Below are 22,852 nucleotides of genomic sequence, written 5' to 3' on the forward strand. Positions count from 1 at the left end.
GACGCCCGCCCGTTCTCCGGTCATGGGTGGGTGGTTGCCGTATCTGATCTTCGTAGGCGCACTGGTGGCCATCATGGGCTTCTTCGCCTGGCTGGCCGTCCTGGCCCGCCGTCGGGGCGTCGCGGGGTCGGCGATCCGCGCGGCCGTGGCGGCGCATGACCAGGCGTGGCAGGTGTCGGGCTATCAGTCCCACCTGGAGGTCAGGGCGCAAGCGGAACGCAAAGCACCGATCGAGTCCCCCGACCACCCATGGCGCCCGGTCAGCCATGACCTCGGCGCGCGACACCCGGCGGCCCGCGCTCCCCGCCGGGGCCGCCTCCGCCGGAGCCTGCGCCGCCGCTTCCGTCGGTAGAACGCCGTGCGAATCGCGCCGGACGGGCGAAAACCCGCCTCCGGTTGAGGATGCGGGCCCGGGCGGCCAGGGCCCTGTGCAAGGATGGATTCGACCGGCTTGTCCCACCCGGGGGCCCACTGTCCGCCCCCGGAGCGTGCACCCAAGGGGGAGTGGATGTACGGCAGTTGCACCGGCCGTCGGCACACGGTTGCCCGTCACCACGACCGTAAGCGGAATCTCAGGCGCAACGGCGTGGCGGCCGCCGGAGCGCTGCTGTCGCTCGCGACGCTCACCGGCTGCTTCGGCGCCTCCGAGGGCTCCAGCGGAACCGATCGCGCCGCCCCACCGGCCCGTCAGAAGCAGCGCCCCAAGGCCACCGTGCCCTACTGGGTCAACCCCGATGGCAGCGCCGCCAAGCAGGTCGCCGCGTACCGCAAGGCGAAGAAGGCCGACGACGCCCAGCTGATACAGAAGATCGCCGGACAGCCGGTCGCGGAGTGGCTCGGGGTGGACAACCCGGAGGGCCAGGCGCGCGGCTTCACCGAGGCCGCAGCGCACGCCGACCGCGACGCGTTGATGGTCTTCTACAACATCCCGCACCGCGACTGCGGTCAGTACTCCAAGGGCGGTGCGGCGGACGGCGCCGCCTACCGGGCGTGGCTCGACAAGGCCGTCCGGGGCATCGGCGACCGCCCGGCCACGGTGATACTGGAGCCCGACGCGCTGCCCCACGTGGCGGACGGCTGCACGCCGAAGAAGTTCCACGAGGAGCGCTACGACCTGCTCACCGGCGCCGTCGACAAGCTCAAGGGCCTGCCCCGCACCAAGGTCTACCTGGACGCCGGAAACCCGCACTGGATCAAGGACCCGCGGGCGATGGCCGGGCCGCTCAAGCGCGCCGGGATCGCCAAGGCGGACGGCTTCGCGCTCAACATCTCCAACTACCAGACCACCGCGGAGAACAAGGCCTACGGCAAGAAGCTGTCCGCGATGGTCGGCGGCAAGCCCTTCGTGATCGACACCAGCCGCAACGGCAACGGCCCGGCCCCCGGCAAGGACGACCCGGAAGCCTGGTGCAACCCGAAGGGCCGAGCCCTGGGCGACCCGCCGACCACCGCGACCGGCGACCCGAAGGTCGACGCCTACCTCTGGATCAAACGCCCGGGCGAGTCCGACGGCCCCTGCAAGGGCGGCCCCAAGGCGGGCCAGTGGTGGCCCCGCTACGCACTCGACCTGGCGCGGAACGCCGAGTAGAGCCGGCACGAGGGCCCGCACCGCGAGCGGTGCGGGCCGCGCTCAGCCTCAGGTCGGGAACTCGCCGATCCAAGAGCGGTCCAAGAGCGCGCTGGGCAGGTACTCGGACTCGACCTCGATGGGCATGCCCGCATCGCGGGCGAAGCAGACCATCGCGAGCGGGGCCAGGGCGACGAGTCCCGAGCTCTGAATAGCCCGGCTCTCCTCGCTCCAGTAGTCCTTGTGCCATTGCAGGGCGTAGTCGAGTGACCGGTTGAATTCCTCGTTGTTCCGCGTGATGAACCGGTGGAACAGCTCCATCGGCGGATACAGCAGCTTCGCCACCGTCTCCGAGTCCGCGAGGGTGGACGCCTCCGGGTCCGTCCCGTGGACAGCGGCGGTCAGCGTCGGGACGATATCGCCGGTGCCGACCCAGTACTCCTGGAGCGTCTCGATCCACTGGTACTGGAACTCATCGAACTGCGCCCCGGATTCCCGCAGCAGGGAGATCGGCACCCGGCACAGGGCCGTGATCCGGTCCCTCTCCCGGCACACCACGGCCAGGTAGAAGGCGGTGAGCCAGGTGCCCGCGTTCGTGTACGGCTGCACTCCCGTGGCCTGGAGCGTACGGTCCTTGTCCGCGATACGGCAGGTCACGGTCGGCTCGGTGGTGGTCGCGGCGGCGAACACGGCGGACCCGAGCTGCATCGCACTGACCCATGACTCCCACGAGGGGAGCTTCTGCCCCGTGGTGTCCAGCAGGCAGTGAGACTTCGCCAGGACGAGCGCGGTGCGCAGGGCTTCACCCAGGTCGCTGGAGTCGGCCTCAAGTCCTTCGATCAGCTCTGAGGAGTCCTCTTGGAGCACGGCGAGGCCCGCCGCCGCGTTCCCCGTCGGAAAGGGGTGGCGGGAAACGACCCGCCGGGGCAGGGCTATGCCGTCCTTGGTCATGCGGCGAGACTAACGTTTCGGCACCTTCACCCATACCGCCTTCGACGGCGTCCCCTCCTCGTCGATCGCGTTCAGCATGTAGTAGCCCGGTGGCACCAGGGACGGGTCCTTCGGCAGGGTGACCGTGATGCCGTCCTTCGTCCGCTTGAAGTCGAGTGCGATCGAGCGCTGTTCGACGTTGGTCACGTGGGTGAAGGAGCTGGGGCGGAGCAGGCGCATTTTCTTGACCGCCGAGGCGTGTGCGGTCTTGTACGTGGTGCTCGCGCCGAGCTTGACCGTCCTCGGCTTGCCGTCGGTGGTGAGCTTCGGGCGGGAGTCCCGGTACAGGTACGGCGGGGTGTAGAGGTCGATCTGCTGCTGGAACTCGCCCGGCTTGGTGTTCGCCTTGTCGCTGAACAGCGAGTCGGAGCCGAAGGTCATGACGCGTCCGTCGGGCAGGAGCAGCGCGCCCGAGTGGTAGTTGCGCCCGACCAGCGGGTCGGCGACGCCGCGGGTGCGGTTGGTCTTGGGGTTGTACAGCTCGGCCTTCAGCACGTTGGTGTCGCCGCGGCCGCGGTAGTCGCCGGAGCCGTTGGTGGTCAGGATCGTGTCGTCGGGAAGGATGACGCTGCTCGGGTAGCGCGCCTTCTCGTACATGTCCGGACCGTTCTTGAACCGTGGCTGATCGTCCTTGAGGTCGACGATCCGGGTCTTGGCGGTGGCCGCGGTGGACTCGCCGACGCCGCCGCCGCCGAGCACCATGAACCGCTGGTCCTGCGCGGGCGGCAGCATGACCGACATCGACGTCTCCAGCACCTTCGGGTCGCTGATGCCCGGCACCACCTGGAATTTGTTGCTCTTCAGATCCCAGATCCCCGGGGTGCGGCCCTTGTCGTCCGGTCCGTATCCGGCGTTCGACCCGGTGTAGAAGACGCGGCCCTTTTCGGTGAGGAAGAGCGAGGGGTAGGTGGGGAAGAAGCGCCGCTTCGGCAGATACTTCCACTTGTTCGTCTTCGGGTTGTAGATCTCGTTCTTGCCCGGCACCACCTGGCCGATTTCATCGAGCCCGGACACGGCCAGCGCCCTGCCGTCCTGGAGGGTCGTCAGGGTCGGATACCAGCGGGCCTCGTTCATGGGGTCCACCGGGATGTAGCGCTCCGACTCCGGGTCGAATTCGTACGCCTGCTTGATTCCCTGGAAGTCCTTCTTGTCGAACGACAGCTTCTGCGCGATGCCGTAGAAGTTCTGCTTGTCCTTGCCCTTCAGACCGGCGATCCGATAATTGTCCTCGGTCCCGGTCTGGTACTTCTTGCCCTTCCGGCGCGCCTCGACATAGACCCGCGCCGTGCTGGCGGTGACGGTGACCTTCCCGGTCTTGGCGTTCGTCTTCTTCTTCGCGCGCGGGACCAGGACCGGGTCCTTGGACTCGAAGAGCTTGCCGCTCTCCTTGCCCGTGAAGCGCGTGCCGGACGGGAAGGTCTTCGGCTTGTCCGGGTCCTCGTTGTGGACGAACATCAGCCCGCCCGCCTTCTCGACGTCGCCCTTGAGCTTCTCGTACCGCTGTGTACCGCCCGCCACCAGCAGCTTTCCGTCCGGGAGCTGGGTGTGCCCGGAGCAGAAGAGGTCCTTGGGCGTGGGGATGTTCCGGTAGGTGTTCTTGTCTGGGTCCCATAGGACGGTGCGGAACGACTTGGCGTCGAAGTTCTTCGCGTTGTTCCCGGAACCGGCGACCAGCAGCACCTTTCCGGTGTGCAGCAGGGCGGCGTGGATCGTATTGATCCGATATTCCTTCGGGACGTTCATCACGTCCCAATGGCCGTTCTCGGCCTTGTACTCCGGTTGGTTGATCTTGTAGTCGTGATATTGCACGGAGCTGAATCGGTAGAGCGCCGGGCCATTCATCCCGGCCAGCACGGTCACGGCCGCCGCACCGATTCCGAAGCGGCGGGTGCGGCGACTCGGTCGGTACTTCACGTCTTATCGTCCCCCAAGAGCGGGCTGCGTTGTCCGTTTCTCCTGGCGGACGGTCCACCGCCAGGCGATGATCGGAGCGGCTGTGATAGCCAGGGCGAGTGATGCCCAAACGGTCATCGCTGGATGACTGTGGCCGAAGTAGAAGGAAGAGGCGAGCGACCCGCCGAAGACCACCAGGAAGAAAAGGTGGATTCGGAATGTCCCGAAGAGGGTGTCGGGGCTCGACGAGTCGCCCTTGGGGGTGACGACGAAGCGGCTCTTGCGGCGCAGTACGGCATCCATCAGGGAGCGTGCGTAAATCGGCGCGGACATCGCGGACATCACCATCCCGGCCACGCCCCCCGACCCTTCCGGCTCATGGGGGGAGACGTTGTGCCGCCGGTTCCAGATGTACAGGCCGATCTGGAGCGCGGAGGCATTGCCGTAGAGCATCATCCAGATGGCGGGATCGATCTGGATGCCGGACGCCCCGAACCCGAGGAACAGCGCGCAGCTGAGCCCGGCGAGAATCCAGTTCAGCGCCGACATCGGATAGAAGATCACCATCAGGGTGTAGTTGAAGAGCTTGCCCGCCGGGAGTGAGAAGGGCGCCTTCCAGAACTGCCCGATGATCGTCTCGTACGTGCCGCGCGACCAGCGCAGCTGCTGGGTGAAGAAGTCCGTCCAGGCGTTCGGCCCCTCGCCCACGGCGAGCACGTCCGGCGTATAGACCGAGCCCCACTTCCGCCCGGTGGCGGAGTTGCGGTGGCGGTGCAGCTCGAAGCCGGTGGCCATGTCCTCGGTGATCGAGTCGTACAGCCCGCCGATGCTCTTGATGGCGCTGATCCGCACCGCGTTGTTGGTGCCGACGAACATCGGCGCGCGGTACGCGTTCCCGGCGCGCTGGATCAGCGCGTGGAACAGGAACTGCTGGCTCTCGGCGGCCTTCGTCACCGCCGCGTCGTAGTTCCCGTACACCTGCGGGCCGACGACGAACGCGATGTCCGGGTCGCGGAAGTAACCGAGCATCCGCTCCAGGTAGTTCGGCAGCGGGACGTGATCGGTGTCGACCGAGGCGAAGAAGTCATAGGCGTCGCCGTGGGCGTCGAGCCAGGCGTTGTAGTTGCCGTGCTTGGTCTTCGCCCGGTACGGGCCCTTGGCCTGGTTCCACTTCTCGACGCCCTTGCGGGAGAAGTGGTGCACGCCCAGGCGCGCGCACACCTCCTTCACCTCAAGGTCGTCGCCCTCGTCCAGCAGCCAGACATCCAGCTCCCCCCGGTGGCGTACTCTGACCGCCGCCTGGAGCGTCTTCGTCACCATCTCGATCGGCTCCTTGCCGGGCACGAACGTGGTGATGAAGGCGACCTTCGTACCGCTCTCGGGCACGACCGGGACCGGATCGCGGGCCACGAGCGTCGCGTGCGCGTTGGACGTGACGTTCATCGTGCGGAATAACTCGATCAGCCCGATCGACACCAGCATCACCGTGTCCAGCACCGCCATGGTCGGGCTGGTGCCGGTGCGGTCGGTCCAGTGCGCGGGCTGGATCAGCCACACCAGCAGCCCCAGCGACACCAGCGGCGCCGCCCCCAGCAGCAGCGCCGCGCGGATGCGGTGCGGCTCGTCCGCCAGCAGGCTGCGGTAGCGCACGCGGTACGGCTGGGACGGGTCGGGCCGGGTCAGCGGCCCCGCGAGTCTGCTGTAGTGCTCGTAGTCGTACTTCGGCAGCGGCCGCCGCCGGTGGTTCCGCTGCTGACGCGGGATGCGTAAGCGCGTCGTGGCGGACGAGTCGTACGAACCCTGCTTACGCGAATCCTGGTCATGCGAATGCTGCCGGGCGCCTGTCGGCGTCGACGTCATGAGTCATTCCCCCCGCACGCGGGCTGGCTGCGTGTCGTCACGTTCTCCTGGCCGGCACGACCCCCCACGGCCGTACGGGCACGATAGTGGAGCGACCGGACCCGTCGAATGGAATCGAATATGGAATGGCCGCCTTCTGCTTGTGCGCGAAGTGTGCCGGACCCCTCCCGTCCGGTTTCCCCCCGGTCCACCCCAACACCCCGTGTCACAGGCTGTGTTGGTGTGCGATGCACCCAGATCAGGGTCTCGAAGGCGCCCGCATGATCGCAATCCGAAACGCGCCCTTATTCGGACAAAGGTGCGCAATGAGGGGGCGTGGCGGGCGGTCGCGAAAACGGCTTATTCGTGATGCGGGGAACGCAGTCTGTTGCGAATGTTGCAGAAGTGGTCGCGAATCGCCTCTTCGGCGCGTAGGGCGTCCCCGGACCGTACCGCTTCGAGGATGTGGCGGTGCTGGGTGAGGGTGACGTGGGGGTCGGTCGGTACGTCGACCAGGTCCGTACGCACCCGGTGAAACGCGTCCCAGAACGCCTCCAGCACCTCGCTGAGCAGCGTATTGTCCAGGCTCCCGTACAACGCGGCGTGAAACGCGCGATCCGTCTCGCTGCGCACGGCCCCCTCGGCCGCCTCGCTCTCCATCCGCCGCACGATCGCGTCCAGCGCCTTGAGATCCGCCTCGGGTATCCGCCCCGCGAGCCGCGCGATCAGCCCCGTCTCGACGGCCTCGCGCAGCTCCAGCAGCTGGAGCAGGCTGTCCTCGCCCCGGTAGTGACCGGCGACGGTCCGGAAGATCAGCCCCTCGATCATGGGCGCCATCGACATGGGCCCCACGTATGTCCCGAAGCCGTGCCGGATCTCGACGATCCCCATGGCCTGGAGTGCCTTCAGCGCCTCGCGCACGGAGTTGCGGCTGACGCCGAGCAGCTCCATCAGCTCCGTCTCGGTGGGCAACGGGGCCCCGGAGGGGAGTCGCTGGTCGATGATGAGCCGTTTGATGCGCTCCTGGATGTCGCCAGCCATCCCACCACGCGCCTGCGCCGCCACCGCCACCTCCGATTCGGTCAGCTTAGCGGCAGCGGCGCGGAGTGTTCCCTCAGAGCTGGGCGGTGAAGGCGGCCCAGACCTCGCGGGGGACGATGAGCTGGTCGAGCTGGGTGTCCTTGGAGTCGCGGATGTGGACGGTGTCGGGGCGTATGGCGACCTCGACGCAGTTGTCGCCGGAGCTCCCGCTGTAGCTGCTCTTGAACCATTCGAGTTCAGGGGTCGTCATTCCACTCCTCGCATCTGCTCAAGCAGGTTCATCGTGGCCTCATGGCCGAGTGCCTGCGAACGCAGCTTGCCATAGCGTTGGAGCATCGCGCTCACGTCCTTCGGGTTGGTGATGAGGACGCTGGACTGCTGGCCCTCGGAATATCCCAACCACTCATGTTGAGGAGTCTCCGCGAGATACATGAGCCCGTCGATACCCGCGTGGGTCTCCCGACGGAGCGGCATCACCTGGATCTCCACGTTCCGGCGGTTCATCTGCTCCAGCAGATGGTCCAGAAGGGCCTTGGTGACTTCGACGCCCCCGAAGCCCCTGTCCAGCAGCGCCTGTTCGATCACGAAGCTGAACGCCGTATTCGGCCGCTCGGTCAGAAGGCGCTGCCGTTCCAGGCGGGCTGTCACCTGTGTTTCGATCTGCTTCTCCGAGAGCGGCGGCAGCCTCTGCTCGAAGGCAGTCCTGATGTACGGCTCGGGCTGGAGCAGCCCAGGAATCGCCCGACACTCATACGTGTACAGCGACACGGCCTCTTCCTCGATGTCCGCCCACGGGCTGAACCACGACGCGAGGCCCGCCTTCCGCATCAGAGTGCGGTACGCCGCGCCCAGAACCCGCGCGGCCAAGGGGCCCAAGACCTCCTCCGTTCGCGGGACGAGTTCCTTGGGCGGGAAGCGGCGGCCCTGCTCGATCTTGGCGACGTACGTCACCGAGTACCGCACGCGCGGCGCGAACTGCTCCTGCGTCAGGCCCCCTTCATCCCGCAGCGCCTTCAAAACGGCGCCAAACGTCTTGAGGCTGTCCGACACTTCGGGTTCGCTGTTGTCTGCTCCCATACGTACATGGTCACGCCCGGTGACCGCCCCAGTCCAGCGAGTCAACTGGTACAGACGAAACTGGGTGGGTGTCATACCTGGCCGGAGCCCCCGCCACACCGCAACGCTTCCGCCCATGACCGCACCACAGGGCCAAGTCCCCGTCACCGTACGTACGTTCGCACAGCGATTCTCCGCCACCCGGCGCGGGGCCCGGCTCGCCCGCCTGCTGGCCGCGAACCAGTTCACCTCCTGGGGCCTCGCCCCCAGCGACGCCGCCGTCCTCGTCGTCGCCGAACTGGCCGCCAACGCCGTCCTTCACGGCCGCGTCCCCGGCCGGGACTTCGCCCTCCTGCTGCGGTACGACCACGAGACCGGCCGTCTGGAGATCGAGGTGTCGGACACCCACGACCGTCGGCCCACCCCGAAGACCCCGACCTCCGTCGACGAACAGGGCCGTGGCCTGCTTCTGGTCGAGGCCCTGGCCGACCGCTGGGGCGTCAAGGAACGCCGGGGCCCCGGCAAAACCGTCTGGGCGCACGTCACCCTAGGGAACCCTGTGGGGTAAACCCCCGCGCACACAGGCCCGTTGGCACGATGTCGGTGATGGACGGGGCGGGCGAAGCTCATCCGTATGACGAGCATCAAGCGAAACGCAGCCCTGTTCGCCGCTTCCGCCGCCGTCCTGAGCCTCGCCGTCCCCGCCGCCACGGCGTCCGCCGCGCCCAGAACACCGCACGTCGACTGGACGACGTGCGAGGGAACAGGCTTCGATCCGCGGCAGCGGTGCGCGACCATCGAGGTGCCGATGGACTACGCCGACCCGCACGGCAAGAAGATCACCATCGCGTTCTCCCGTATCCCCGCCGAGAACCCGAAGACACGCCGCGGCGCCCTGTTCATGATCCCCGGCGGACCCGGCGGCGGCAGCCTCGACCAGCCTTCGGAGGAGGGGCAGAAGCTGCCGCAGGAAGTACGGGACAGGTACGACCTGATCGGGTTCGATCCTCGGGGGTACGGCCGCTCCACTCCGGTCAGCTGCGACGTGGAACCAGGTGACCTCGCTCGGACGAAGCTCCTTCCCTGGCCCGCCCCCGACGGCTCCGTCACGGAGAGCATGGCCACCGCGCGGCGGATGTCGGAAGCCTGCGCACGCAACGGCGGCCCGTTGATGCGGCACATCAGCACCGCCAACGAGGCCCGCGACCTTGACCGCATCCGGGCTGCGCTCGGCGAGCGGAAGATCTCCGCCTGGGGCGTCTCGTACGGGACGTACGTCGGCGCCGTCTACAACGAGCTGTTCCCGCACCGCACCGATCGCTTCGTGCTGGACAGCAACGGCACCCCCGACCACGTACGGGTACACCGGGCCTGGTTCGCCGCGTTCGAGGTGGGTGCCGAGGACAACTTCCCCGAGTTCGCCAGGTGGGCGTCCCGGCCGGGCAACCCCGACCGGGTGGCCGGGACCGCGGCCGAGGTGCGCCGCCTCTTCATTCGTCTCGCCGGGCGCCTCGACCGTGAGCCGCTTCCGTGGCCCGGCGCCAACCCGGAACAGCTCAACGGCAACGTGTTCCGCCAGATGATGCTGGACAGCCTCTACGACCCCGACGACTATCCCGCCCTGGCCAGGCTGATGCTGGCCGCCCGGAAGGGCACCGTGCCGCCCGCGCCCCAGGCGCCGCCCGCCGCGGTCCTACAGAACGCCATCGCGGGCAGTGTTGCCACCCTCTGCAACGACGTCGCCTGGCCCAGGTCCGCGGCCGCGTACGAGAAGGGGGTGGCCGAGAGCCGCGCCACGTACCCGCTGACCGCGGGGATGCCGAGGGGCGCGACGGTGTGCGCCGCCTGGCCGTACGCGCCGCAGGAGCCCGCGGTACGGATCACCGACCGTGGCCCCTCCACCGTCCTCATGGTCCAGAACCGGCGTGACGTGGCCACCCCCCTCAGCGGCGCCCGCGAACTCCGCGCAGCCCTCGGGGGCCGCGCCGTCATGGTGACCGTGAACTCCACCGGCCACGGCGCCTATCTCGCCAACGGAAACGCCTGCGGCGACCGGACGGTCTCCCACTTCCTCGCGACGGGCGAGCGCCCGCAGCGGGACACCGTCTGCGTGTCCAGGTAATCCCCAAAGGGGCCGGTGCCTGGTCCTCAGTCGGGGCGCTTGGCCATGACGACCAGGCCCGGGCCTGTCTGCTCGTCCGCGGGGAGCCGGAGTTCGGCGACCGGGCGGAGTCCGGCCTGTTCGATGAGGGCGATGAGCGGTTCCGGTCGCCATTTGTGCGTCGTCCAGCGAACGGGCACTCCGCCGTAGGCCTCGGTGCGCAGCGCGTCCTCGTCGCCGACGTGTGTCGCGGTGATGAAGTGTCCGCCGGGTTTGAGGGCGCGCGCGAACTGATCGAGGACCTGGGGAAGGACGTCGCGGGGGAGGTTGAACAGCGACCACCACCCGAGCACCCCGCCGAGGGACGCTTCACCGAGGTCGAGCTCGGTGGCGGAGGCGACGCTGAAGCGGCACTGCGGATGCAGGCGGCGCGCGTTCTCGATCATGCTGGGGGAGAGGTCCACCCCGGACACGTCGAGCCCGCGCTCGGCCAGGTAGGCGGTCACCGTCCCGGGCCCGCAGCCGACGTCGAGGACCGGCCCGAGCCCGCCCACGGTGTCGGCGAAGGCGTCGATCGATGCCTTGAGCCATGGATGGCGACGGATGTCGCCCATTCCCGTCGTCGCCACCATGTGGGTGTAGTTGTCGGCCACTCGGTCGTAGGACTCACGGACCACGTCGAGATCGGCGGGACGGTCAACACGGTGTGCGCGCATCCGCCAACAATAGGGCTGCGCGGCGGACTTGGGGCTGGGACGGCTGTACCACTCACGGCGCGTCGCCTGTGACCAACGACTCGGGAGCTAGTTCGTCTCGCCCCGTTCCGCCAACCGGCGTTCGACGTCGCCGCGCACCGCTGCCGCCCGCGGGTCGTCGTAGTCGACGTCGGCGAGGAGCCTCAGCGCCTCGGACCACGCCGCTGACATCGCGTGCCTGTACGACGTCGTGTGCCGTGCCGGACAGTTCCGAGTGCGTGCCGGGATTCTCCTCCCGGTCAGCTCCGCCGTCGATGGCCTACCCCCGGCTCGGTCCTGGTGAAGGGAAGCTGTCCGCGTGGCGCTCGACATACGCGCCGATGTCCTCGCCCCCGGCGTACAGGCCGGAGATGAACGACGCCCAATGGTCGGCGAGTTCCGGATCGCCGTGCCGCACGGCTCCGTCCGGCACGCCCTCGTCGGTGTAGACCACCTCGTACAGCACTTGCGCCCCCAGCACGACGACCTCCGGCAGGATCGCCCGCTGCTCGAACTCCCGCACGCGGTCCGCCTGAACGACCCGGACCGGCTTGCCGCACTCGGCCTGGACGCGTAGGGAGAGCAGCTCCCAGCGCACGTACGGAGTGAAGGGCTGCTCCACGACCCGGACCCGGTGGAAGGCGCTACCGCGTTCGCGATCTTTCTGAACGGTCTCCAGGAATCGGGGGCGCTTCTTCTCGAACTGACGCATCACCTCGTCCCAGTCCCCACGGCGCAGGGCTTCCCGCCCGGGGTTGTTCTGCTCCTCGAAGTGCTGCCGACGCTCAAGCTTCCATGAGTCCTGGCCGAGCGAGCGGGCCCTGACCTCCGCGAAATCGCGGTGGTACGCATCCAGATCGAGCCGAAGGCCCAGCGTGCGGTCGAGCGACGGCGCGGGGCTAGGCATCCGGGATGTCCTGCTTCGCGGCGGACAGCATGACGCCGGGGATCACCACGAGGCGCTCGTCGTGACCGATGCGGACACCGGAGGGCAGCCGATCGACGTAGGCGGTCGTCAGGTCCCGTCCGATCACGGCGATGTCGCCGTTGTCCAGCTGTCAGACGTCAGGGCAGTCGTCTTCTTCCTCCGACGTGTTCAGCTCCTGCGCGGTCTTGCCCAGCCGCCGAGCGAATAACGCGGACGGGTCGGCTTCCCAGACACGGTTCATCACTGCCTCCGCTGGACGTGGCCACAGGGTGCGGTCGTCGTCACTCAGTGTAGCCGCCTCAGTGTGGGGAGGGGGAAGCTCGCCCCGGTGTTCCGATTCAGTGCGCTCGCTCGCGGGTCAGGCCCTGGGTGCCGATGACGGAGAGGAGTTCCAGTTGGGAGGCGCCTTCGGTGCCGGGTGGGGCGGTGAACCAGAGCAGGCGTTGGCAGCCGTCCTCGCTGAACAGGGTGTGGCAGTCCAGCTCGATGATCCCCAGGGCGGGGTGGACGATGCGTTTGTGGTCGGTCCGGCGGAGGGCGACGTCGTGGGTGGCCCAGAGGGTGGCGAACTCCTCGCTGCGGCGCCGTAGTTCCGTCACCAGTCGCTCCACCGTGGTGTCACCGCCGCGCCGGGCGGCGACGGCCTGGAGGTCGGCGACGAAGGCCCCGGAGTGGTGGGGGTGGTCCTCGGCCGGGTAGATGGCGCGGGCGGCGGGGTCGGTGAACCAGCGGTGGACGAAGCTCGCCGCGGGGCCGCGTACGGCCGGGGGTGGGCCGAGGAGCGCGGCGGCCAGGGGGTTCTGGACGAGGGTTTCGTGCAGGTCGGTGATGACCCGCGCGGGGGTGGTGGTGAGCCGGTCCAGCAGGCCGAGCAGCGCGGGCTGCACGTGGGCGGTCGGGCCGTGGGCCGCGGGGGGAACGCGGCGGTCGGCGAGGTGGAACAGGTGGTCGCGCTCGTCCCCGTTCAACCGCAGCGCCCGGGCGAGGGCGGCCAGCACCTGGGTCGAGGGCTGGGCACCGCGGCCGCGTTCCAGCTCCGTGTAGTAGTCCGCGGAGAGCCCGGCCAGCTGGGCGACCTCCTCGCGCCGCAGACCGGGCACCCGGCGCCGCGGACCGGCGATCAGCCCGACGTCGGCCGGGCGAATCCGGTCGCGCCGGGACTTCAGGAATGCGGCGAGCTGCGCGTGGTTCACGCCGCCCATCGTCGCGCGCAACGGTGCGCCGATCCAGGGGACGGCAACCCCTGGGTGGGGACAGCCCTGGTTGGCGCGGGGGCAGCGGGTCAGGGTGGTCACATAAGCCGGGCGCTCACCGCGTACAGAAAGAGAAACACCATGCCTTTCGCGAACTTCAAGGTCCCCGCCGGAACCCTCGACGAGCAGCAGAAGGAGAAGATCATCACCCGCACGACCGAGCTGTACGCCGAGATCTACGGCGAACGGGCCCGTGCCAACACCCTGGTCCTGGTCGAGGAGGTCGCCGACGGCGGTTGGGGCTTCGGCGGCGACGTGCTGACCCTGGCCAAGCTCCAGCAGATCCCCGAGGGCTGATCACCGGGCGGCGGCCGCGGCCTCCAGCACCCACTTGACGACCGGCGTCGCCGCCCCGTCGTCGCGCCCGCCGTCGTTCCGGCCGTCGCTCCCGCCGGAACCCGCCTCTCCTTCCACGACCACGGCGATGGCTATCTGCCGACCGCCCGAGCCGGGTTGTGCGTAGGCCGTGCACCAGTCGCTCCGGTCGCCGCCGCTCTCCGCGATGGCGGTCGTACCACCGACGTCCACGCCGTCGACGCGGGCGCCCGCGCTCGTGCCGTTCGTGACCGCGGTGGTCATCGCCGTGCGCAGCTCGGCCGCCGTGCGCGGGCTGACGACCTGCGTCGTGCCGGGCTCGTCGTGGCTGCGTACCGTGCCGTCGGCGTCGGTCACCTTGGACACCAGGTGCGGCGCGACGAGCTTTCCGTCGTTCGCCAGCACGGCGGACACCATCGCCATCTGAAACGGGGTCGCCGTCACCTCGAAGCCCCCGACGCCGGACAGCGCGGTCTCCGCCTTGGTGGGTTCGCTCGGGAAGACGCTAGTGCCGACGCGGACGGGCATCTCCCGCTTGTCGTCGTTGAAGCCGAACCTGTCCGCCATCTTCTTCACCTTCGCCCAGCCGAGGTCAACGGCCGCCTTCGCGAAGACGTTGTCGCAGGAGAAGCGGAAGGCGACGCGCAGGCTGACGTTCTCGCAGGAGTCCACGGCGCTCCTGTTGGTCACCGAGGTGGTGGTGCCGGGGAGAGTGTAAGGGTCAGGGCTGACGGTCGCCTCGTCGATCGACGCGTACAACCCCTCTTCGAGCGCCGCCGCTGCCACCACCAGCCCGAACGTCGACCCCGGGGGATAGGCCTGCCGGGTCGCGCGGTTGAGCAGGGGAGCGTTCTTCCGGTCCTGGTTCAGCGCCAGCCACGCCTTCTGGTCGTCCGTAGAGCTTCCGCTGAAGGTGGAGGGGTCGTACGAGGGGGTGCTGACCATCGCCAGGATGTCGCCGTTCGACGGGTCGATCGCCACGGCCGCGCCCTTGGCGTCCCCCAGGGCTGTGTACGCGTCCTTCTGTATCGCCGGGTCGATCGTGGTGATGACCTTGCTCCCTGCGCTGTCCAGGGTCGTGCGCTGGAGCGATTCAAGGCCGGAAGCGCCGAAGGCCAGGGACCTGTACCCGGTGACGGGGGCGTAGAGCTTGCCGTCGGTGTAGGTGCGCCGCGTCTTCGTCGAGCCGGTGATGGGTTTCCCGGCGACGAAGATGTCGCCCAGGGATCTGTCGCCGGGCGCGTCGCCGGGACCGGCGGTGGCGCCGCCTCTGGCGTCGGTGCCGTCCTTGTCGCCGTCGCCTCCGAACTGGGTGACGGCGAGCAACGTCCCGCCGATGACCACCAGCGCGGCCACCGCGGCACCGATCATCTGCCCGCGAGACGGCTTGCGGTCACGGTGGGGCGGCGACGTGATCTCCGGCCGGTGGGTGGGAAGTGGTGGGGGTGACGGCGCAGGCGGCGGCGTCGGTGCCGTGGCGGCACGGTTGCGGGCGAGGGCGATCAGTCCTCCCGTGTCGCGGTTGCGCTGCTGCGGCAGGGGCCGCGACGTGGCCGCCAGGGTGAGGTGCAGATGCCGGTGGAGGGCGTCCGTGTCGATCAGGTCGGGCGCCCCCGGAATGCCCTCGCCCAGCGCGCTGATCAACGCGCCCGTGAACGCGGTATACGGCTCCCCTGGCGGGGAGAACGCCGCACCGGTCTCGGTGGAGGCAGTGAGCAGGCAGGCCCCCTCCACCGCGGCCCGGTCCGCGATCTCCTCGCTCGCGCTCCTCAGCCCGATCGGTGCCCGCCCGCTGTAGCAGCAGTCCAGGACCACCACGGTGCGTCGTGCGCCGACCGCCGGATCGAGCAGCACGCGGCGCAGAGACTCGTAGCGCAGCGCGGTGTCCCCGCGGTCGTGGACCGAATCGGGCAGCGCGAGATACAGCTCGTCGGTGTGCGGGTCGATCAGACCGTGCCCGCCGTAGTAGATGAACAGCGTGTCCGTGGCCCGCGCCGCGGCCTCCTTCACGGCGTCCAGCACCTGCTGGGCGCTGCCCGGCTGGCCGAGCACGGTGCACCGATCGCTGGGCAGCCCCCACACCGCCGGATCGGTCAACACCCCGCGCAGGCCCTCCAGATTGCGCGCGACGGCGGGCAGGCCGGGCAGCGTGCCGTAGGCGTACGCGCCCACCAGCACCGCTTCCGAACGGGTCGGGTCAGGAAGTGTGGCCACTGGTTACTCCGCCCCCTCGCGACGGGCGACGATCTCCGTCGCCCCGCCGACCCGCACCCCGTCGTCACAGGTCAGATGGATCTTCACCGGCATGGCTCCCCCTTGCCTGCCCCAACTCCTGCTTGACGCCCCATGGTAGAGCCGATGCGATCAGCCCGCCCGGTTCGCTTCCTCCAACCGGCGTTCGATGTCGCCCCGCACCGCCACCGCCCGTGGGTCGTCGTAGTCGGCGAGGAGCCTCAACGCCTCGGACCAGTGCCGACGCGCCGCCTCCGGGTCGTCGCCGAGCACGGCCATGGCCAGTCCGTCGAGGGCGACCGCCTCGTGCCAGGGGTCTCCCAGGGCGCGGTGGGTGACCGTCGCCTGACGGTGGAAGTCCGCCGCCTCGGCGTGACGGCCCAACCGCCGGTACGCCTCGCCCGCGCCGTGCCAGGCCATCGCCTGCCTGCTGGGGTCGCCTAGGCGCTGGTGGAGCGTGGCGGAGCGGTGGTAGGCGGTGAGGGCTTCGGCGGACTGGCCGTGGGCCTGCTGCGCGTCGCCCAGGGCGAGCAGCCAGTAGCCCTCCAGACGGAGGTTGCGGAGGTCGACGGCGATGTCGACGGCTGCTTGAGCCAGGGCCAACGCCTCCTCGACGTCACCCTGTTCACGCCGGAGATCGCTCACAAGGCGCAGGATGTTGCCCTCGCCGCGGCGGCTGTCCAGCGCGCGGTGTGCGGTCAGGGCCTGCTCCCCGGCGGACGCGGCCTCGCGCAGACGTCCGGCGCGGTGATGGGCCGTGGCGAGGTTGGACAGCGAGGTGGCGGCCCAGTGCGAGGCGCCCTGCTCCTGGAAGGTGGCGATGGCCTGCTCGAAGTGGTGGGCGGCGGCCTCGAATTGCCGGTGGCGGGTGTGGTTCAGGCCGATCAGATTGAGCGAATGCGCCTCGTTGACGCGGTCGTCGACCTCGCGCCAGATCGCCAGCGCCGCGCGGTGGCGTTCGAGGCTTTCCGCGGGGCGGTTGAGCTGGGTGTATGCCATGCCGAGGTCGGTGGACAGCAGGGCTTCCGCGACGCGGTCGCCGCTTCGGGACGCCGCCTCCAGGCCGAGATGCGCCACGCTCGGCCAGTCGGCCCCGGGGGCGGAGGGGAACTTCGCCCACCACAGTACGGCGCACAACTGCCAGGCGAACTGGTCATGTCCAGCGGTGACCGCGGTCCGGACCGTCTGGAGGAGGTTGGTGTGCTCGCGCTCGGACTAGTCCACGGCGGCGTCATAGTCGGCGAACGCCAGGGGCCGCACACCGTCCGGCGGCGGCGCCAGGCGCAGGTGGTCCTCGGCGGGCTGGAGCCAGCTCTGAGCGGCGTCCGCGGTGTGCAGATACCACTCCAGCACGCGGCGCAGAGCGGCGTCCCGCTCCGGCGGCGGTTCCTCGTGCTGGGCCTGGTCGATGGCGTAGGCGCGCAGCAGATCGTGGAACTGGTAGCGGTCCGGGCCGGTCTGCTCCAGCAGATGGGCGCTGATCAGCGAGTCCAGCAGCTGACGGGCCCGGCTGGTGGTCAGGCGGGCGAGCGCGGCGGCCGCGTGCAGGCTGAACTCGGGGCCGGGGTGCAGGCCCAGCAGCCGGAACAGCCGGGCGGCCTGGTCGGGCAGTGCCCGATAGGACCACGCGAATACGGTGCGCACGGCTTCGGCTTCCTCGTCGTCACCTGTACTGAGGGCGTCCCAGAGGGCGCTTTCGTCCCGCAGGTCGGCGATCAGGTCGTCCAGCCGCATATGCGGGTGCCCGGCGGCGCGTTCGGCGGCGATGCGGAGGGCCAGTGGCAGCCGGGCGCACAACCGGGCCAGTTCGCTGAGCTTGTCCGTGTCGTCGTCCGGCCGGTATCCGGTGGTGACCGCGCGGAGCAGGGCGACCGCCTCCGGCTCGGGCAGTACGCCCAGCGTCAGCCGACGCGCCCCGTCACGGACGGCCAGCCCGGCCAGGCGGCTGCGGCTCGTGACGACCACCAGACTTCCGGCGCTACCGGGCAGTAACGGACGCACCTGGCCCACCGTGGCCGCGTTGTCCAGGACGATCAGGACGCGGCGGTCGGACAGCAGCGAGCGGTACAGCGCGGCGGCGGCGTCGGGGTCCCTCGGTACGGAAGAGGCGTGCACGCCGAGGCTGGTGAGGAAGCTGTGCAGGGCGGTCTGCGCGGTCACCGGCTCCCCGGGGTCGTAACCGCGCAGATTGACGTAGAGCTGCCCGTCCGGAAAGCGGTCCCGCACCTGGTGTGCCCAGCGCAGCGCGAGCGACGTCTTTCCCGCACCGGCGGTACCGGCTATCACGTACACCGAGAAGACCAGCGGATCGCCGCCCTCGCCGACCAGGACCGCGTTCAGCTGGTCGAGTTCGCCGGTGCGGTTGACGAATCCGGACACGTCGGCCGGTAACTGCCGTGGGGTGGGGCTCCCTGCGTTGGCTCCCTCATGCTTGCCCTGGCCCGGCTGCCCGTGGAAGTGGATGCCCCCGCTGATGTTCCTGGCCTGTACGACATCGTGGGCGGACCCTGAGAGCTCGGAGCGCGTGTTGTTGTCGGCGCGCTCGTCATCCGCGCTGGACTCGCTGATGCGTCTGGTCCTTCCTCAATCGGGGCGGAGGGAGAGGCGCCACTTCGCGGGCGAAGTACGCCGTGACGTCCTCGCTTGCCGCGTAGAGCTTCTCCAGGTAGCTCGCCCAGTTACTGACGATGCCGTGGTCGGTGTGGCGCATCGCGCCGATGCAGAACCCGGTCTCGTCGTAGAGGACCTGGAACAGGACGCTGCCGCCGAGCACCACGATTTCCGGCAGCGGACCCCCGGTTTCGGCGGAGGCCGCCTGCGCGGCGTCCAGGACCCGGATGCGCTCTCCGTACTCGGCGCGCTGCCGGTGGGAGTGGAGCTCCCACTGCATGTACGGGGTCAGCGGTGTTTCGGCCATCCGCACACGATGAAAGGTGTGCCCGTGCGCTGAGTCCTCTTTGGCGGCGGCGCGCAGGCCGTCACGCCGGACTTCGAGGAGCCTCAGTGCCTCTTCCCAGTGCCCTCGGCGCAGTGCGTCCCGGCTGGGGCTGCCCTGTTCCTCGAAGTGCTGGCGGCGCTCCAGCTTCCAGGAAGCGGCGTTACGGAGCGTGGCTTCGAGTTCCCGGAAGCCGCCCTTGTAGGTGTCTCGGTCGAGCCGTTCGCCCTGCCTGGGCGGGAGAGCGGGCGGCTGGAGATCAAGCATCGGGGATGTCCGCCTTCGCCGCGCGGAGCATGTTCCCCGGGATGACGACCAGCCGCTCGTCGGGGCCGATTCCCACGCCGTCCGGCAGACGAGGACCGTAGGCGGCCGTCAGGTCCCGTCCGATCACCGCGATGTCGCCGTTGTCGAGCTGCCAGATGTCCGGGCAGTCGTCACGGCCGTCGGAATTGCCCAGCTCCTCGGCAGACTCTCCGAGCCGTCGCTCGAATAACGCGGACGGGTCGGCTTCCCAGGCACGAGCCATGTCTACCTCCGTTGGACGTGGCCACAGGCGTGGTCGTCACTCAGAGTATCCGCTTCGGGACGCGGAAACTATGGGCGCCTTGTATTTCTGACCAGCCGGGCGACGTGCAGGCAGCTTTCGATGTAGTCGCGGGCGGCGGCGGGGGTGACGGTGTCGGCTCCGTGGACGGCGCGGTTGCGGAGGGTGCGCAGGCGGTTGAAGACCTCGACCGTGTCGGGCGGTAGTTCGGCGCTCGTCATGGCCCGTGAGATCTGGTGTCCGGTGAGATGCTCCGGGAGTTCCAGTACGTCTCTCAGCGCGCTGAGCAACGCGTTCCACGCCGTCACGACGGCTCCGATGGGTGACGCGTCGACCATGGTCCGGGCTTCACCGAGCTGTTCACGCCAGTACGGTTCCCCGGCTGTCGCCGTCTGCCCGTACGGAGGAGACGGGGGAGGGGGCCATGGGCTTCCGGCCGGGGACCACGAGGGCGGCGGGCCCTGTGAGGGTGGGCCCTGGTGGGTGGGGGGTGTGGGCGTTCCGCGGGGGGACGGGCCGAGTCCCTCCTCCGCCGGTTCGTAGTCGGGCACTGGCTCCCCCGCCGGGGCGGGCGAGTCGGGCACCGGCTCCCCGGCCGGAGCGGGGAACGGCGACCAGGGGCGTGGGGGCGGGACGGGGGCCGTCGGGGGGAAGGGGGCCGGTGGGGTGGCGATGGTCGCCGCTGCGGCCTGGTTCAGTACGTCCCGTGCCTGCGTCTCGAACTCGATCGCGCCCGCCGGAGTCTCCAGGCGGGTCATCCGCGTGAACGCGTCGCGGATCTGGCTGCGCAAGCCCCAGACCAGGCCCACGGTGACGGCGGGCCAGACCAGCGCTTCTATGTACTTCAGGACGAGTTCGGCGATCTCCACCTGTGCATGATCGCCGAACCGGGACGGGCGTATGCCTCCCGCCCCGACTCCGTGACGCAGGTGAGACGTTCGGGGAGCGGGCGCCTCGCGCTCGTTTCGCGGGTGACAGGCGTGGCGGGATGTCAGTGATGACATGGTCACGTGTCGCCCTGCATGCTGACGATCTGTTTCAGCGTTGGCGAGTGCGAAGGCATGTCGTCGAGGTGTGCCGCGAAAGCCGCCCGCCGACGCCGGAACGGACACCGGAGCGGTAACCGGAGCGGTAGGCCGCCACCACCAGTGAAGGGCACGTGAAGTTGAGCAAGTCCACAGCAGATCCCACCGAGGACGGGCGCGGCGGGACAGGCCAGCCGGGTGCGGACGACGGGACGTCCGCCGAACCCACCGAGTACAGACGGGCTCTGGGCTCGCGGCAGCTGCAGATGATGGCCATCGGGGGCACGATCGGCACGGGCCTCTTCCTCGGGGCCGGTACCGCGATCTCCCAGGCCGGGCCCAGTCTGATCATCTGGTACGCGGCGGCCGGCGCCGTGCTCTATCTCGTCATGCGGGCTCTGGGGGAGATGCTGACGGCGCATTCCGGCCGCGGCGGGTTCGCCGACCACGCGCGTGAGTACCTCGGGCCGTTCTGGGGGTACGCCACCGCCTGGACGTACTGGATCATGTGGGTCACCACCGGGATGGCGGAGATCACCGCGGCCGGGCAGTACGTGACGTACTGGTATCCCGACTTCGCGCAGTGGAAGACCGCGCTGATCTCCCTGGCGGTGCTGGCCTGCGTGAACCTCATCTCCGTCAAGATCTTCGCGGAGCTGGAGTTCTGGTTCGCCATCATCAAGGTCGCCGCCATCGTCGGCATGATCCTGATCGGGCTCGGCGTGCTCGTCATCGGCTTCGGCGACGCCGGACCCACGGCCTCGGTCAGCCATCTGTGGGCGGACGGGGGGATCGCCCCCCGGGGGATCGGGAACTCCCTGCTGACGCTTCAGATCGTGCTCTTCGCCTATCTCGGCGTGGAGCTGGTCGGCGTCACGGCCGCCGAGGCCAAGGACCCGGAGAAGAACATCCCGCGGGCCATCAACAGCCTGCCGGTCCGCTTCGGCCTGTTCTACCTCGGGTCGCTGCTGGTGATCCTCTCGGTCGTCAGCTGGCAGGAGTTCCACCCCGGGACGAGTCCCTTCGTCGCCGCCTTCGACAAGATGGGCATCTCCGGGGCCGCCAGCATCGTCAACTTCGTCGTCCTCACCTCCGCGCTGTCCTCCTGCAACGCCGGCGGTCTGTACGCGACGGCCCGCATGCTGCGCACCGCGAGCCTGAACCGGCATGGGCCCCAGGCGCTGGCGCGGCTCAGCAAGAAGGGCGTGCCGGTCGCGGCCGTACTGGCTTCCGCCGTGGTCATGGCGATCGGGGTGTGGGTCAACGCCGTCGACCCGGAGCATGCCTTCGTCTACATCACGGCGGTGTCCACCGGCGGGGCCATCATGATCTGGAGCGTCATCCTGGTGACCCATCTGCTCTACCGCCGGGCGGTGGAGCGGGAGACGAGCCCGCGGTCTTCCTACCGGATGCCCGGCGCTCCGTACACGAACTGGTTCGTCCTGGCGTGCTTCGCCTTCATCGTCGTGCTGATCGCCTGGCGGTCCGACACCCGCATGGCGCTGTACGTGATCGCGGTGTGGTTCGTCCTCCTCGGGGTGGGATACCCCGTGGTGCGCGCCCGCTGGGGCGCCGGGCGTGCGGACGGCGGGGAGGACGCGGCCTCTCCGCCGGTGAAGGGCTCCGCGTAGCTCCCGGGCCGCTGCCGCGCGAGCGATCGCATGACCGCTCGCGCGGCAGCGGAGCCCGTTTCCATACCACTGCTTTGCGATTGGCTATGCCATCCACGCCGCGCCTGCCAGAAGATTGGTAGCCGCACGACCAGCGGTGCCCGGGCGGCGACGGCCCTACCTGGCCGCTGTTCATGCCACCTTCGAAGCCCCGTAGCAGGCCGACGGCGAGGAGACGACAGCCCAGATGACCGGAGAGCGCGTAGTGGTGGGTGTCAGCGGCTCACTGGCAAGCCTGGCGGCGCTGCGTACGGCGGTGACCGAGGCACGCGACAGCGGCCGGGAGCTCACCGCTGTGATTGCCTGGGACAACCCGGAGGGGCGCGCTCTCTCCGCTCGCAATTGCAATCACGGGTGGACCGCCAAGTGGCGGGAGCAGGCGCGGGGGCGCCTGGATCAGGCATTCGACGAAGCGCTGGGCGGCACCCCGGCCGATGTTCCGGTGCGCAAGCTGGCGGTACGCGGCAAACCTGGCAGGGTGCTCTGCGCGGTGGCCAACGCGGAGGGACATGTGCTGGTGGTGGGGGCCCGCTCGAAGGCACGTTGGGCACCGGTACGGCTCTACGTACGCGGGCACGCCCGGTGCCAGGTGCTGACGGTGCCTGGCCTCATGACTCCGAAGCGGGCTGTGCGGGAACTGCGCCGGGTGGCGGCACAGGACTTCATCCGGCTATGACCGTGCGGCTATGACCATGCAGGGGGGGCGGGGGCGGTTGGGGTGCGTCA

General features: G+C 69.5%; 22 protein-coding genes and 1 pseudogene. 6 read left to right on the forward strand and 17 right to left on the reverse strand.

The annotated features are described in order from the left end of the window. Window positions 1-508 precede the first annotated feature (508 nt). Entirely contained in the window at window positions 509-1,588 is a 1,080-nt protein-coding gene (locus ABZ370_RS36570; protein WP_358630276.1) for a glycoside hydrolase family 6 protein, read from the forward strand. Window positions 1,589-1,636: 48 nt separating this feature from the next. On the opposite strand, the gene ABZ370_RS36575 is transcribed toward ABZ370_RS36570, so the two are convergent. The 6 genes from ABZ370_RS36575 to ABZ370_RS36600 form a co-directional block, all read right to left on the reverse strand. Beyond that, entirely contained in the window at window positions 1,637-2,518 is an 882-nt protein-coding gene (locus tag ABZ370_RS36575; RefSeq protein WP_358630279.1) for an immunity 49 family protein, read from the reverse strand. 9 nt (window positions 2,519-2,527) lie between these two features. Continuing rightward, a complete protein-coding gene (locus ABZ370_RS36580; RefSeq protein ID WP_358630282.1) occupies window positions 2,528-4,471 on the reverse strand; it encodes a kelch motif-containing protein in 1,944 nt (647 codons plus the stop codon). A 3-nt stretch (window positions 4,472-4,474) separates the two neighbouring features. Continuing rightward, window positions 4,475-6,310 (reverse strand): cellulose synthase catalytic subunit, encoded by a 1,836-nt coding sequence (locus ABZ370_RS36585; protein WP_358630285.1) that lies wholly within the window; start codon window positions 6,308-6,310, stop codon window positions 4,475-4,477. Between the two features lie 339 nt (window positions 6,311-6,649). Beyond that, window positions 6,650-7,330, reverse strand: coding sequence for a FadR/GntR family transcriptional regulator (locus tag ABZ370_RS36590; protein WP_358630288.1), 681 nt, complete (start codon window positions 7,328-7,330; stop codon window positions 6,650-6,652). 73 nt (window positions 7,331-7,403) lie between these two features. Then, window positions 7,404-7,580 carry a DUF397 domain-containing protein gene (locus ABZ370_RS36595; protein ID WP_358630290.1) on the reverse strand — a complete coding sequence of 59 codons (177 nt, stop codon included), beginning with the start codon at window positions 7,578-7,580 and terminating at the stop codon, window positions 7,404-7,406. Beyond that, complete coding sequence (locus ABZ370_RS36600) at window positions 7,577-8,407, reverse strand: helix-turn-helix transcriptional regulator (RefSeq protein ID WP_358630293.1); 831 nt, start codon at window positions 8,405-8,407, stop codon at window positions 7,577-7,579. The genes ABZ370_RS36595 and ABZ370_RS36600 overlap by 4 nt, the downstream gene beginning before the upstream one ends. A gap of 115 nt (window positions 8,408-8,522) precedes the next feature. On the opposite strand from ABZ370_RS36600, the gene ABZ370_RS36605 reads away from it, so the two are divergent. Further along, window positions 8,523-8,954, forward strand: a complete 432-nt coding sequence (locus ABZ370_RS36605; protein ID WP_358630296.1) for an ATP-binding protein — start codon at window positions 8,523-8,525, stop codon at window positions 8,952-8,954. A gap of 66 nt (window positions 8,955-9,020) precedes the next feature. Continuing rightward, a complete protein-coding gene (locus tag ABZ370_RS36610) occupies window positions 9,021-10,508 on the forward strand; it encodes an alpha/beta hydrolase (protein WP_358630299.1) in 1,488 nt (495 codons plus the stop codon). A gap of 26 nt (window positions 10,509-10,534) precedes the next feature. Here ABZ370_RS36610 and ABZ370_RS36615 read toward each other — a convergent pair whose 3' ends face one another. The 5 genes and pseudogenes from ABZ370_RS36615 to ABZ370_RS36635 form a co-directional block, all read right to left on the reverse strand. Beyond that, window positions 10,535-11,203 carry a methyltransferase domain-containing protein gene (locus tag ABZ370_RS36615; protein WP_358630302.1) on the reverse strand — a complete coding sequence of 223 codons (669 nt, stop codon included), beginning with the start codon at window positions 11,201-11,203 and terminating at the stop codon, window positions 10,535-10,537. Window positions 11,204-11,290: 87 nt separating this feature from the next. Beyond that, a complete protein-coding gene (locus ABZ370_RS36620; protein ID WP_358630305.1) occupies window positions 11,291-11,413 on the reverse strand; it encodes a hypothetical protein in 123 nt (40 codons plus the stop codon). 88 nt (window positions 11,414-11,501) lie between these two features. Next, window positions 11,502-12,128, reverse strand: a complete 627-nt coding sequence (locus tag ABZ370_RS36625; protein WP_358630308.1) for a DUF6879 family protein — start codon at window positions 12,126-12,128, stop codon at window positions 11,502-11,504. Continuing rightward, a pseudogene (locus ABZ370_RS36630) lies at window positions 12,121-12,390 on the reverse strand (hypothetical protein). The gene ABZ370_RS36625 and the pseudogene ABZ370_RS36630 overlap by 8 nt, the downstream one beginning before the upstream one ends. Before the next feature lie 97 nt (window positions 12,391-12,487). After that, window positions 12,488-13,342 (reverse strand): helix-turn-helix transcriptional regulator, encoded by an 855-nt coding sequence (locus ABZ370_RS36635; RefSeq protein ID WP_358630311.1) that lies wholly within the window; start codon window positions 13,340-13,342, stop codon window positions 12,488-12,490. A gap of 141 nt (window positions 13,343-13,483) precedes the next feature. Between ABZ370_RS36635 and ABZ370_RS36640 the strand changes: the two genes are divergently transcribed. After that, a complete protein-coding gene (locus ABZ370_RS36640) occupies window positions 13,484-13,699 on the forward strand; it encodes a 4-oxalocrotonate tautomerase family protein (protein WP_358630314.1) in 216 nt (71 codons plus the stop codon). On the opposite strand, the gene ABZ370_RS36645 is transcribed toward ABZ370_RS36640, so the two are convergent. The 6 genes from ABZ370_RS36645 to ABZ370_RS36670 form a co-directional block, all read right to left on the reverse strand. Further along, window positions 13,700-15,931 (reverse strand): penicillin-binding transpeptidase domain-containing protein, encoded by a 2,232-nt coding sequence (locus ABZ370_RS36645; RefSeq protein WP_358630317.1) that lies wholly within the window; start codon window positions 15,929-15,931, stop codon window positions 13,700-13,702. Window positions 15,932-16,081: 150 nt separating this feature from the next. Continuing rightward, a complete protein-coding gene (locus ABZ370_RS36650) occupies window positions 16,082-17,086 on the reverse strand; it encodes a tetratricopeptide repeat protein (RefSeq protein WP_358630320.1) in 1,005 nt (334 codons plus the stop codon). A gap of 78 nt (window positions 17,087-17,164) precedes the next feature. Further along, window positions 17,165-18,328: an NB-ARC domain-containing protein gene (locus tag ABZ370_RS36655; protein WP_358630323.1), complete on the reverse strand. Its 1,164-nt coding sequence runs from the start codon at window positions 18,326-18,328 to the stop codon at window positions 17,165-17,167. 166 nt (window positions 18,329-18,494) lie between these two features. After that, on the reverse strand, window positions 18,495-19,151 hold the full coding sequence (locus ABZ370_RS36660; RefSeq protein WP_358630325.1) for a DUF6879 family protein: 657 nt from the start codon (window positions 19,149-19,151) through the stop codon (window positions 18,495-18,497). Beyond that, window positions 19,144-19,413: a hypothetical protein gene (locus tag ABZ370_RS36665; protein WP_358630328.1), complete on the reverse strand. Its 270-nt coding sequence runs from the start codon at window positions 19,411-19,413 to the stop codon at window positions 19,144-19,146. Before ABZ370_RS36665 ends, ABZ370_RS36660 begins: the two co-directional genes overlap by 8 nt. A gap of 68 nt (window positions 19,414-19,481) precedes the next feature. Further along, window positions 19,482-20,300, reverse strand: a complete 819-nt coding sequence (locus ABZ370_RS36670; RefSeq protein WP_358630331.1) for a DUF4145 domain-containing protein — start codon at window positions 20,298-20,300, stop codon at window positions 19,482-19,484. 290 nt (window positions 20,301-20,590) lie between these two features. Here ABZ370_RS36670 and ABZ370_RS36675 point away from each other — a divergent pair, with 290 nt between their 5' ends. Together ABZ370_RS36675 and ABZ370_RS36680 are read left to right on the forward strand one after the other, a co-directional pair. Then, window positions 20,591-22,087, forward strand: coding sequence for an amino acid permease (locus tag ABZ370_RS36675; RefSeq protein WP_358630334.1), 1,497 nt, complete (start codon window positions 20,591-20,593; stop codon window positions 22,085-22,087). A gap of 226 nt (window positions 22,088-22,313) precedes the next feature. After that, entirely contained in the window at window positions 22,314-22,802 is a 489-nt protein-coding gene (locus ABZ370_RS36680; RefSeq protein ID WP_358630337.1) for a universal stress protein, read from the forward strand. The last annotated feature ends 50 nt before the right edge of the window (window positions 22,803-22,852 follow it).

The sequence above is a fragment of the Streptomyces sp. NPDC005962 genome, from assembly GCF_040629205.1.
Taxonomy (GTDB): domain Bacteria; phylum Actinomycetota; class Actinomycetes; order Streptomycetales; family Streptomycetaceae; genus Streptomyces.

What these genes read in the sequence shown, in the direction of transcription:
- ABZ370_RS36570 (WP_358630276.1), top strand. Translation starts at nt 509, where the DNA reads ATGTACGGCAGTTGCACCGGCCGTCGGCACACGGTTGCCCGTCACCAC.
- ABZ370_RS36575 (WP_358630279.1), bottom strand. Translation starts at nt 2,518, where the DNA reads ATGACCAAGGACGGCATAGCCCTGCCCCGGCGGGTCGTTTCCCGCCAC.
- ABZ370_RS36585 (WP_358630285.1), bottom strand. Translation starts at nt 6,310, where the DNA reads ATGACGTCGACGCCGACAGGCGCCCGGCAGCATTCGCATGACCAGGAT.
- ABZ370_RS36590 (WP_358630288.1), bottom strand. Translation starts at nt 7,330, where the DNA reads ATGGCTGGCGACATCCAGGAGCGCATCAAACGGCTCATCATCGACCAG.
- ABZ370_RS36595 (WP_358630290.1), bottom strand. Translation starts at nt 7,580, where the DNA reads ATGACGACCCCTGAACTCGAATGGTTCAAGAGCAGCTACAGCGGGAGC.
- ABZ370_RS36600 (WP_358630293.1), bottom strand. Translation starts at nt 8,407, where the DNA reads ATGGGAGCAGACAACAGCGAACCCGAAGTGTCGGACAGCCTCAAGACG.
- ABZ370_RS36605 (WP_358630296.1), top strand. Translation starts at nt 8,523, where the DNA reads ATGACCGCACCACAGGGCCAAGTCCCCGTCACCGTACGTACGTTCGCA.
- ABZ370_RS36610 (WP_358630299.1), top strand. Translation starts at nt 9,021, where the DNA reads ATGACGAGCATCAAGCGAAACGCAGCCCTGTTCGCCGCTTCCGCCGCC.
- ABZ370_RS36615 (WP_358630302.1), bottom strand. Translation starts at nt 11,203, where the DNA reads ATGCGCGCACACCGTGTTGACCGTCCCGCCGATCTCGACGTGGTCCGT.
- ABZ370_RS36620 (WP_358630305.1), bottom strand. Translation starts at nt 11,413, where the DNA reads ATGTCAGCGGCGTGGTCCGAGGCGCTGAGGCTCCTCGCCGACGTCGAC.
- ABZ370_RS36625 (WP_358630308.1), bottom strand. Translation starts at nt 12,128, where the DNA reads ATGCCTAGCCCCGCGCCGTCGCTCGACCGCACGCTGGGCCTTCGGCTC.
- ABZ370_RS36640 (WP_358630314.1), top strand. Translation starts at nt 13,484, where the DNA reads ATGCCTTTCGCGAACTTCAAGGTCCCCGCCGGAACCCTCGACGAGCAG.
- ABZ370_RS36660 (WP_358630325.1), bottom strand. Translation starts at nt 19,151, where the DNA reads ATGCTTGATCTCCAGCCGCCCGCTCTCCCGCCCAGGCAGGGCGAACGG.
- ABZ370_RS36665 (WP_358630328.1), bottom strand. Translation starts at nt 19,413, where the DNA reads ATGGCTCGTGCCTGGGAAGCCGACCCGTCCGCGTTATTCGAGCGACGG.
- ABZ370_RS36680 (WP_358630337.1), top strand. Translation starts at nt 22,314, where the DNA reads ATGACCGGAGAGCGCGTAGTGGTGGGTGTCAGCGGCTCACTGGCAAGC.